The organism is Methanobacterium alcaliphilum, from assembly GCF_023227715.1.
Lineage (GTDB): Archaea > Methanobacteriota > Methanobacteria > Methanobacteriales > Methanobacteriaceae > Methanobacterium_E > Methanobacterium_E alcaliphilum.
Window position 1 is genome coordinate 1 of sequence record NZ_JALKIF010000021.1, and the last position, 11727, is coordinate 11727.

At 33.7% G+C, this 11727-nt stretch carries 10 protein-coding genes; 5 read left to right on the forward strand and 5 right to left on the reverse strand.

Going from position 1 to position 11727, the window contains the following annotated elements:
- The coding region (locus MXE27_RS11490) for an adenylosuccinate synthetase (RefSeq protein WP_248612588.1) at positions 1–912 on the forward strand (912 nt) is incomplete at its 5' end.
- A gap of 99 nt (positions 913–1011) precedes the next feature.
- Here the strand turns inward: MXE27_RS11490 and thiD are convergent.
- From thiD to proS, 4 genes are all read right to left on the reverse strand, one after another.
- The gene (gene thiD, locus MXE27_RS11495; protein ID WP_248612589.1) at positions 1012–1758 is read right to left on the reverse strand and encodes a bifunctional hydroxymethylpyrimidine kinase/phosphomethylpyrimidine kinase; all 747 of its coding nucleotides are present in this window, start codon (positions 1756–1758) and stop codon (positions 1012–1014) included.
- The gene (cofC, locus tag MXE27_RS11500) at positions 1755–2432 is read right to left on the reverse strand and encodes a 2-phospho-L-lactate guanylyltransferase (RefSeq protein WP_248612590.1); all 678 of its coding nucleotides are present in this window, start codon (positions 2430–2432) and stop codon (positions 1755–1757) included. Before cofC ends, thiD begins: the two co-directional genes overlap by 4 nt.
- A 62-nt stretch (positions 2433–2494) precedes the next feature.
- Positions 2495–3187: an ARPP-1 family domain-containing protein gene (locus tag MXE27_RS11505; RefSeq protein WP_248612591.1), complete on the reverse strand. Its 693-nt coding sequence runs from the start codon at positions 3185–3187 to the stop codon at positions 2495–2497.
- A 31-nt stretch (positions 3188–3218) separates the two neighbouring features.
- On the reverse strand, positions 3219–4622 hold the full coding sequence (proS, locus tag MXE27_RS11510; protein ID WP_248612592.1) for a proline--tRNA ligase: 1404 nt from the start codon (positions 4620–4622) through the stop codon (positions 3219–3221).
- 665 nt (positions 4623–5287) lie between these two features.
- Here proS and MXE27_RS11515 point away from each other — a divergent pair.
- From MXE27_RS11515 to rpiA, 4 genes are all read left to right on the forward strand, one after another.
- Entirely contained in the window at positions 5288–6505 is a 1218-nt protein-coding gene (locus MXE27_RS11515) for a chitobiase/beta-hexosaminidase C-terminal domain-containing protein (RefSeq protein ID WP_248612593.1), read from the forward strand.
- A gap of 492 nt (positions 6506–6997) precedes the next feature.
- Positions 6998–8041 (forward strand): NAD(P)-dependent glycerol-1-phosphate dehydrogenase, encoded by a 1044-nt coding sequence (locus tag MXE27_RS11520; RefSeq protein ID WP_248612594.1) that lies wholly within the window; start codon positions 6998–7000, stop codon positions 8039–8041.
- On the forward strand, positions 8042–8473 hold the full coding sequence (locus MXE27_RS11525) for a UPF0179 family protein (RefSeq protein ID WP_248612595.1): 432 nt from the start codon (positions 8042–8044) through the stop codon (positions 8471–8473).
- A gap of 99 nt (positions 8474–8572) precedes the next feature.
- Positions 8573–9238 carry a ribose-5-phosphate isomerase RpiA gene (gene rpiA, locus MXE27_RS11530; RefSeq protein WP_248612596.1) on the forward strand — a complete coding sequence of 222 codons (666 nt, stop codon included), beginning with the start codon at positions 8573–8575 and terminating at the stop codon, positions 9236–9238.
- 153 nt (positions 9239–9391) lie between these two features.
- Here the strand turns inward: rpiA and MXE27_RS11535 are convergent.
- A partial coding sequence (locus MXE27_RS11535) for an FmdE family protein (RefSeq protein WP_248612597.1) occupies positions 9392–11727 on the reverse strand: 2336 nt, incomplete at its 5' end.

The following is an 11727-nucleotide window of genomic DNA, read 5'->3' on the forward strand; positions in this document are numbered from 1 at the left end:
GGACCTAATGCAGGTCACTCTGTAGAATTTAATGGTGAAAAGTACGGTTTAAGATTAACACCTTCTGGGTTTGTACATACTGATGCAAAAATGTTAATCGGAGCTGGGGTGCTGGTGGATCCAGAAGTATTCATGCATGAAATGGAATATTTAAACAAATATGATGTAAAAGAGCGAACTTTTGTAGATTATCGGTGTGCAATCATCGAAAAACAGCACAAAGAACGAGATCAAGCCTCTGACCATCTTTTCAAGAAAATTGGAAGTACCGGAACAGGCTGTGGGCCTGCTAACTCAGATAGAGTTATGAGAGTAGCGAAATTAGCCGGAGAAATTCCGGAAATGGAAGGACACACCACCAATGTCCCATTGGAAATTAATGAAGCATTAGACGAAGATCAGGATGTTTTTATTGAAGGTTCTCAAGGTTTCGGACTTTCCCTATATTATGGAACTTATCCCTTTGTAACCAGTAAAGACACTACTGCCAGCACTGCTGCAGCAGATGTAGGCGTAGGGCCAACTAGAATTGATGAAGTAATTGCTGTTTTTAAATCTTATATCACTCGTGTAGGAGAAGGTCCTTTCCCAACTGAAATCAGCCAAGAAGATGCAGAAGAAATGGGAATTGAAGAATACGGTACTGTAACTGGAAGGAGACGTAGAGTTGGTCTTTTTGATATGGGAATGGCTAAAGAGTCATGTATGATCAATGGAGCAACCCAAATAGCTTTAACTTGTGTGGACCGACTATATCCTCAATGTGAAAGAACACAAAATTATTCAGATCTTTCTTCCGAGATAAAAAAATTCATAGATGAAATTGAAGGAGAAACAGGAGTACCGGTGACTATAATTTCTACTGGCCCTGATTTAGAGGATACAATCGACTTAAGAGACGAATTACTCTAAATTATTCTTTTTTAATTATCCTATTTTATTTATACTAATTTTTCCAATGTTAATGGATCTTATTTTTAAAATATAAAAAACAATAAAGATTAGTCTAAATTAAAATTTAGAATAAAATTGGTTTAATGTACCCAATTTCCCATTTTTTATGCTTTTTTTAACAAAAATATCTGCTTTTTTTATTGAAGTTTCTAGATCAAGCCCTCTAACTAAATAAGATACAGTAGCTGCAGAAAAAGAGCATCCACTCCCATGAGTATTGGTGTTTTCCATTAATTCTCCTTCAAAAACTTTGATATTTCCATCATAGAAAATATTATTACCAGCTAAGTGCCCCCCAGTTATAACAACATCACAAGATTTCCCTATTTTAAGTGCTGCTTTTATTGCGTCTTCTTGTGAATTAATATCCATACCTGAGAGAAGTTGGGCCTCGAAAACATTAGGTGTGATTAAAAAAGATTTTTTGAGAAGAAATTTTTGCATAGCTTTCGCCATTCCACATTCAGAAAGAGAACTACCCGACCCTGCCACCATAACAGGGTCTACAACAACTTTAAGATTGTATTCCTTAATTTTACGTGCTACAAGTTGAATAATCTCTTTAGAATAAAGCATACCTGTTTTTGCATATCTTAAAGGTAAATCTTCTAAAATAAGATCAATTTGTTCTTCAACAAAATCTACAGGAACCGGCATGATTCCAGAAACTCTTTTAACATTTTGAGCAGTAAGGGCAGTAATAGCACTAGTACCATAAATTCCCAGGGCAGAGAATGTTTTAATATCATTTAATATACCAGCGCCTCCCGAAGGATCAAAACCTGCAATGGAAAGGGCTATCATTGTATCTCTCTTACGATTTCTAACCTATCAGAACCCCTATACGGTTTAACCATTAGATTTAGCTTTTTTAAATATTTTTGAGTATTAGTACCATTGCCATGTAAAATTATTTCACCTAAATCTTCAGCGGTGTTTACATCCAGGGATAAATAAAATGAGTCATATATTTGGAAACTTAATCCATTATTATTTGCTTCAGATAAATGTTCAAAAAAACTGCAGTCTCCAAATTTTAAATTAATATTATTTGGTTTGAATATAATGGCATTAGTACCTCCTCCTTTGGCAGGGGCGATTACCATATCATATTTTTCAGATTCTGCAATTAAATTTTCAGGATTGGCCAGCGATAATAAAGGAATATCAGAGGGGGTTATGATTATTTTTTGACAATCCCCTGCGCACCAATCAACAGCTTGTTGCAGTGCACCATTTAAATCTGTTTGACCTTTTTCCTGGAGAATTTTTACTCCCAAGTCATAAGCAAAATCCAGTACATCTTCATCAGAACTTATTACAACAACTTCTGAGACTATGTTTTTTAGAGAGTCAGTAACATCCATTAACATCGCTTTCAACAATCCTTCACGTTCCGAAGGAGATAATGTAGGGGATAATCGAGTTTTTGCATGTGAAAAACGGGACACAGGAATTATCGCAAATGTTTTATTCATAATGTATCTCCAGAAGTATCTTGGGTTCTAATTTTGATTTTTAGAATTTGTTTTAACTAGTATCACAAATTTAAGCTTTTTGATATACTTTCTATGATTGAATCAAATCCAATGCTCTGGCTTTTATTAACAATAGAATTGTTAATATTGATTTTATTCACTTGACTTTCAGTTAGATTGAATTTGGTCATGATTTCAATTTTAACATTGGAAACATTTTGGCGAATATTTGAATAAGAAATATCCTGTTTTTCAGCCACGGCAACAACTTCTCCAGTATAAATATTAAATTCAGGCCCGTTAGCAATTACCCATATCCTGAGTTGAGTATTAAAAGCTTCAGAGGGATTTTGCACGTTGGATGTGGATATGATGCTTTTTATCATAGCAGGTGCAGGTCCTGAAACTTCTAATTTACTTTTTTCTACAGCTCTTTGATTAGGTTCTAAACAATAAGCAGGGACAGTGACATTAGTATCCGGTGGAATTATCTCATTTCGAGCAGTTACTAAATCTTGAGAAGAGTTACTAGTTAATATATAGCCTTCTTCTACTTGAAGAGGATCCTTACCCTTATTTTGGATTTGTACCGTGTGAGGAATAGTACCTGCAGCAGTTTCCTGAGTAATTTGAACCTTACCAGATGCATAAGCTTCTTCAAGAGTTAATCCTTTGATATTATTATAATTCAAAACTCCAAAACCTGCAGCAAATATCATTATTACTGCCACTACCATAATTACCCGAATATTCATTGATCTTCCTCAATTTTTTATCAAAATGTTATTAGTATGTTTTTGCAAGTAAAGCTTTATGTTTTGCTTTTTTACCACAATTAATACAATTTCCTGATTCTTCATCTTCCTGTATTCCTAATATATCTACTCTTACCTGCTCTTCAATTGCTTTTCCACAGTCTTCATCTCCACACCATGAAAAAGAAATAATACCTTGATTACTTTCAACCTCATCACGTGCATCTTCAACTGTTTCAGCTTTTTTAATTTGATTATTGAACCTTTCCCATGCCACATCTTTCATATTAGAACTCAATAATGATAATGAATCTTTTACAGAAGAAATTATATCATCATTTAAGCTGACATTTGTCTTTTCCATATTATCTCTTCTCAAGAAAACAGCATTATTATTTTCAAGATCCCTTGGGCCAATTTCTATCCTTAAAGGCACTCCCCTCATTTCCCATTCATAAAATTTTTTACCTGCGCGAATGTCTCGATCATCAAATTTTACACGGAAACCTTCATCAACCAATTCATTTTCAATTTCTCTGCATTTATTAATAACTTCTTCTCCACCTTTTTTGAAGATAATTGGAACTATTACTATTTGATAAGGAGCAATATCTGGAGGTAAGCATAATCCAGATTCATCACCATGAACACTTATTGCAGAGGCAATTACCCGATCAGAAAGCCCATAACACGTTTGGTAGACATATTCATGATCTCCTTCAGAATTCTCAAAAGTTATTTCAAATGTTTTGGCAAATGTTTGTCCTAGATTATGAACCGTTCCAATTTGAAGCGTTTTTCCATCAGGCATCAATGTATCAAAGGCCATAGTATAATCAGCACCAGGGAATTTGTCCCAGACTGGTCTTTTAGTTATTACATAAGGAATAGCCAAAATATCAAAGAATTTTTTATAAATAGATAATGCTTCTAGTACTTGTTTTTCAGCACCATCACTACTTTTATGAATAGTATGGGCTTCTTTGAATGTTGTAATCTCCCTAACCCTAATCAAAGGCCTTGTGTGTTTTGTTTCATAACGGAAAGTGTTTACAACTTGATAAAACTTCATAGGCAGATCTGTATGTGATCTTACCCAAAGTGAAAACATAGGGTACATGGCTGTTTCACTGGTAGGTCTTAAAGCCAATTTTTTATTTAACTCAGTAAGCCCACCATGTGTTACCCAGTATACTTCTTCTTCAAAACCTTTAACATGAATAGCTTCTTTAGCAAGTTCATCTTCAGGTACCAGTAAGGGGAAAAGAACTTCTTCGTGTTCTTTATCCAGAAGATTTTTAAGAATATTTAATGTATGTTTCCTTAATTTAAAACCTTGAGGAAGCCAAACATGCATCCCTTTAATTGGGTAACGTGAGTCGATAATCTCTGCTTCCTCTAAAATATTGTGAAACCATTCACTGAAATCTGTCATTTTTTCACCATTACATAAGATAAACGTTAAGCATCTATTTTGTTGATTTATGAAACTTTAATAATAAATAGTTATACACGTATAATTACTGCTTTCAAACCAAATCCCTATTGTTTTGTTAAATTATTGCCAGTTTTTAACATCATTTTTTTATTATATTTATTCATCTCATCTAGGATACCATATGCTTTTTTCTAAATTTAATTTCTTTATTAATATAACGTTAATTAAATAAATAAAGCCCTTCCTTAAATTAATATATTTATTAGATATTATCTTATATTTCACTGTTTTTTATGTGGCATCATAAAATCATTGGAAATTAAAATATGAGTAAAATTAATGGATAATTTCAGTTATGAATACACCAAAGAATTCAAAAATAAACAAACCAATAATGCCATGTCCTGATCTACCTCATCTCCATAATAGAAATATATAGAATAAAATAAAAATGATGCAAATTGATATTACTTGGAATAAACTGAACCGGAAAAAGATAACCCTGATGAATTAAAAAAATAGGGTAGTTTTAATTCTAATAATTATTTTCGTGAGATTAATTAGAGAACCATTATGTTTATAATTCTAATTATTCAATTAATTTTAAATATTAATTAAGGGATAAATTCAGTATATTAATCTTAATTAAAAGGAGATTCTTAATGAAAGGAATTTTGGGAACTATTTTGTGTATTTTCATAATATTTTCAGCATTAAATGTTAGTTTTGCCACTCAAATAGGAAGTACAAGTTATGGTTATGTAACCAAAGAATATTATGGGAATTTAGATTCTAATGATACTATCATAATTATCATTGGAGTTCATCCTAAAGAATATGGGATACACAAAGCCATAAAAAATGCTCTAATCTCTCAATCAGATTCGCTTAATAAAAAATATGTGCTTTATCAGGTTAATGTCACTAAGGATGCAAGTGACTATAGTAAAGGGAGAATGAATGGTCAATTGTTAGCTCAAAAATTCATAGTTCCTGATGTTTCAAATGAAAATCCCATGTTAGTTATGGATATGCATGAAAATCGTTACAAAGTTAGTAGTTATAAATATCCCCGATTTTTATATCCTATCTCTAATAATTCTTTAACAAATACATTTGTTAATGAAATATTATCTAAAATGCCTTTCTTAGTTTCATACATCCCCCCAAATGGTACTAGTCCACAATATGTTACAGTACCTATTGCTAATAAAGGAATTAATACAATAATCTATGAAACTTTCATTAATGATTCAGAAACTGAGAAATCTGCTGATGCAAATAGTCTCTTAAATGTATTAGATAGTGATGCCGTGAATAAACTTGTTGTAAAAGCTAATCCCACTAGTGGTAACTACAATTCCCCTAAAAATATTACACTATCTGCTCCAACTGGGACAACAATTTATTATACCACAGATGGAACAGATCCTACTAATAATAGCTTAAAATATTCTAGACCAGTACAGATAAATAATACCACAACTCTTAAATTTATATGCATTGATAATAAGGGGAAAAAATCTGCTATTGTTACAGAAAAATACATAATAAATAAAACTAAACCAGCAGTTGTTTTAACAACTCCTAAAAACGGTTCTAAAGGATTTTCCAGGACAGCGATTATAACTATTAAATTCAGCACTAACATTAAAAGTAGCAGCACTTGGTCCCAAATTTATATTAAAAATCTTAAAACAGGTAAAAAACCGGTGATCACTAAAACAATAAGTGGAAACACTCTAAAAATAAAGATGACTTTAAGAAGAATGTCTTATAATAACTATAAAGTATACATCCCATCTTCAGCTATTAAAGATAGTAATGGCAATAATATGGTTAAATACTATTCTTTCAACTTTAAAACCGGAAAATATTAAATATTACCGTACATATATACGGGATAATCATGATGGAATTGCAAAAAATTGGACTCAATCCAAACCCTATTTTACAGAAATAATAATCGCTTTAAAATAAAAAAATATTAGAATGTTTGTGTTTAAAACTCTTAGAAAAACATAGCTGAATATTTTTTAAAATAATAAGAATAATATTAATGAAATTATTCTTTCTTAATTGTTTTTATTTTATATCAAATCATTCGATGAATCTTTTTAGTAGTCCACTGCTTCCGAGTGTGGTATTAGCACCATAATATACATACGGGTTAGAGAATGCAGATGTCCAAGTTCATTCAGATGAATTAGAAAAAAATAACCCATTGCGTTTTTATAACGAAATAATCAAGAAAAAAAGATATTATTGAACTAATAAATGTTAACTAAAAGGAAAACTACTATTTAATAAAAATCCAAAATTATTTTATTATAATTACTTAAAAATATAATCTATTGATTAGGTATGATACTATGGATCCCAAGAAAATCCAATTACCACGTGAAATCCACACTGGTGCTGGAGTAATCACAAAAACAGGGGCAATATGCCGGGACTTAAGGTTTAAAGGTAATGTTCTGGTAGTAAGTGGCCCGAAAACTCTGAAAATTGGCGGTGAAAAAGCCATTACCAGTCTTCAAAATGAAGGATTTAATGTTAACCAAATTACAATCAAAGAAGCATCTATAAAAGCGGTTGAAAGCGTTCAGGACATGGTTAATGACGTCTCCCTTGTTTTAGGAGTGGGCGGAGGTAAAGTGATTGATGTTGCAAAACTTGCATCAACACGTTCCAATGTGCATTTTATAAGTGTTCCCACTGCAGCTTCTCACGATGGAATTGCTTCACCTCGTGCTTCAATACGAAATGGAGAAGGAACTGTTTCATTAGAAGCTAACTCTCCTTTAGGACTCATTGCTGATACTAACATAATCAGCAAAGCACCTCTAAAATTTTTAGCCGCAGGATGTGGAGATATAGTCTCAAATTACACAGCCATACTTGATTGGAAACTTTCAAATAGATTATTAAACGAAAATTATAGCGAATCTGCATCTGCTTTATCTTTAATGACTGCAAAAATGATTATAAAATCAGCTGATGCCATAAAAGAAGGTTTAGAAGAAAGTGCACGAGTTGTTGTTAAATCATTAATAAGCAGTAGTATCGCTATGAGTATCGCTGGAAGCAGCAGACCCGCCAGCGGCTCAGAACATAAGTTCAGTCATGCTTTAGATTTAGTTGCACCTGAACCGGCTCTTCATGGCGAACAATGCGGTGTAGGTACTATAATGATGATGCACCTGCATGGTGGAGACTGGCAATTTATCAGAGATGCTTTGAAGAAGATGAAAGCGCCCACTACCGCCCAAGAGTTAGGAATTGATGATAAATACATAATTAAAGCCCTTACTATTGCACACAGTATCCGAAAGGACAGATACACAATATTAGGTGATAGAGGTCTTACCCCTGAAGCTGCTGAAAAGCTAGCTATTAAAACGGAAGTGATATAATTGATTACACTCATTGGAAAAAAACTTGCAAAAAAAGGATTAACTTTTATGTATTATGGGCCTGCAGAAGAATGTGCATCATGCCGGTTTAAAGGTACCTGCGTTGATTCTTTAGAAGAAGGGCGTTTGTATATCGTACGTAATATCAAAGACACAGAACAACCATGCAAAACTCATGAAGATAGAAAAGTAAAAGTCGTAGAAGTTGAAAAAGTAAATATTAATGCAATGGTTGATTCAAAAAGAGCTTTTGAAGGATCTATGATTTCTTTTGAACCAGCAGAGTGTGATGAAATTTGTGAAATGAAGAATCTCTGTTTTCCAGAGGGATTATATCATGGAGATAAATGTAAGATCTTAAAAACTTTAGGAAAACCCAGCCAAAAATGTGCAAAAGGATATGAGCTCAATAAAGTTATCTTAAAATATTAAAAACATTGATTTAGACTAATGTTCTTATTTATTCCACATCCCAATAGTTTTGTTATATTATTTCATTAAATAAGTTTTATAATTTTTTGGAGAATTGATATGAATTTAAAGAAAATGGCAGGATATGAAGCAGCCAAAGAAGTTAAAGACGGTCAAATTGTAGGTTTAGGAACTGGTTCAACTACCCATTATTTTATTGAAAAATTAGGTATTATGATAAAAGAAGAAGGCTTGGAAATAATGGGAATTCCTACATCTTATCAATCATTTTTCTTAGCTAAAAATTGCAATATTCCTATAACTACTCTAGAAGAACATGATCTAGATATTGCAGTAGATGGTGCTGATGAAGTTGACCCTGCCCTTAATTTGATTAAAGGAGGAGGTGCGGCACACACCTTAGAAAAAATTGTTGATTATTCCGCTAATCAATTTATAGTGATTGTTGATGATTCAAAAATAGTTGAAACTCTTGGAAAATTCCCAGTACCTGTAGAGGTAGTTCCACAATCCCTAAGAACTGTTACCAAAAAGCTTGAAGATATGGGAGGAATTCCCAAAATAAGGATGGCGGAGAGAAAAGACGGGCCAGTGATTACAGATAATGGGAATTTCGTTATCGATACAGATTTTGGCCTTTTAAAAAATCCTTCGCAATTAGAAATTGAGTTAAATTCTATCCCAGGTGTATTAGAAAATGGAATATTCTGCAATGCAACAAACAATGTTATTGTAGGGACTCCTGATGGAATAAAAAGAATTTAAATAATTAAATGGGTAATTTGCAATCCTTCTAAAAATAATTGTTCGCATTTAACTTAATGTGAACTGAAAATCGTTTAATATTTTAGAAAAAATAAAAGTGGCTTTTGCTGATTTTCATCAGCTTTTAGCCTAAAAAGTTTAGTTTTTTTTTATCTAGATTTTTCCGCTGATTCCGCCTCTCATGAATCCAAAGCCGACTAGTGCGCCTAAAGCTAGAACTCCTACTATACCGTAAATGTACCAGTTGGAATTATTTGGGTCAGTTGAAGTACTTGCTTTTGATACTTCGTAAGCCTTTGGAGCAGAACTACCAGTTTCAGCCTCTTCAGTAGTGGTCTGACTTGCAGCACTAACTGGAACAAAACTTGTACCAACAGAAGAACCACCAAATGAACTAGAACCACCATGGGATCCTCCATTAGATCCTCCATTGCTGGAAGAACCACCATTGTTAGTGGATCCACCATTATTCACCCAGTGATTACCACCATTATTAGTGGTACCATTAGTATTAGTGGTGCCATTGTTATGGGTGCCGGGTAAAACATCCGGTAATCCTAAGATATACTGTAACGCATTACCTCCAGCCAAAATAGCAGCCAGATCAGCACTAGAAATTGGTTTAGTGGAATAAGAGCTAACTATTGGTGCAGAAATCAAATTAGCAGATGAATAATCACCTTTATATAATTTGATGTACTCTTCATAAGAGTTTGAACCTGAAGCAAATTTTGGAGCAACCCAGTTAATAATTACTGCCACTCCAGTATTGGTTTTTGAATTCCACTTAATCAAAATTCCAACATTTGATCCATTTTCTGCTTTAGTGTCATTAGATGTTAACCTTAAATTGTAATATGTTCCAGCACCTGCGGAAACACTTAACAGATACTCAAGAATATCATCTTTACAGTTGTCATTAGTCGTTACATAGATGTATTTTTCATCCTCGCCTACAGGATAGTTCTCAAAGATATAATCTACCAGTAAGTATCCTGGTGAGCTGCCCCCACAGACGTGATTATGCCATAACCAGGCCATAAGTGCATCATATGGTGGATCATATAACAATACATCTTCAATGTTGTAGTTCTGGTTACATTGCACCAGTTCTCCGCTGGTTGCATTGTATTCAAATGCAACGGTTACTACTTTTGTGCCATTTTTATATGCAAAGTCAAAGACCAAATTTTTCCATAAAGCAGTGTGCACAGGTAATAGTGTGGCTCTGCTGAGTCTGGATCCCAGGACTTCATATACTCCATCCCAAACCATGTCTGTACTTTGACCAGCAAAACGCACATAACCTGCTGATGTAAACACGGTTAATAAAGAACTGTCTTTTTCTATATCAATGCCCATGGCTTTGAAAAGTTCTATGGCCATATTAGCAGCATCAATACCAATCTGTTTGAAGAAATCAGCAGTAAAATTACCTGCAGTATAAGTCATATTGGCAGGTACAGCTGCAACTAGATTAGTCTGATTTAAAATATACTCCATGTCCAATCCATGTGCTTCAATAGTAGTACTTCCTTTATTCGGTTCATAGCCCATTAAATAATGAAGCTGTTCTACTGTTAAATTATCAAAGGCATATAAAATTTTAACCAAAGATTCGGGATTGGTTTCTAACTTGCTTACTAACCATTTGTTGAACTTGAGTTCTGAGGATATACTTGAATACGCTGATAATCCAGTTTCTGATTTAAACAATGCTACAACTTCATCCTCATCATACATCATGATTATGAGAGTTCCAGTATTGGATTGAGAGTTCCATCGAATAAATCCAACCATATTATTATCAGTAGTGTTTATTCCAACGTAAGCTCTTTTTCCCGTTGTGGCATCCATTGCAAACGTGAAACTATCATCGTCGGATCCTCCAGGCACACCCACTACATTATAACTTACACCTTCCAATGGTAATCCATATTCATTGGTTGCGGGGTAGTATTTGAGTAGAGTTTCTATCATTGCTTGTCCACTGATGGTTCCTAAGCATAAATGTCCGTGATATGCGGCTTGTCTTAATATATCTGATGATAAGCCTATGGCCCATGCATTTGCTAAACTGGCATAAGGGAATGCGTCATTGCCCAATTTGGTTTTTAAAACATTCCATTGGGCTGAGGTCATATTTTCAGATATTGTGCCTACATATGTTGGTGTTAGTGAGCCATTGACAAAGTAAGCAATGGTTAAAGCACCATTTTTATTGATAATGAATCCAAAATCTACAGGATCTACACGGGTCCTTTGAAGAGTTAGAAGGTTTCCCTGCCCATAGGTTATTAAGCCCTTGGCCTCATTCAATATCCCCTCTAAGCAGTCTTCTGTAGTGGAACCATCCCAATAAGTTAACCCGGCTGTGGTTATGCATAGTACACTGTCTGCGTTGGTGAAGTTAAGTAGTTGGTTTGCTTTTTTGGTTACTTCACGCCCTAGTTTGTAGGCTGCTGTTGCATTCATATTGAATATGGCGT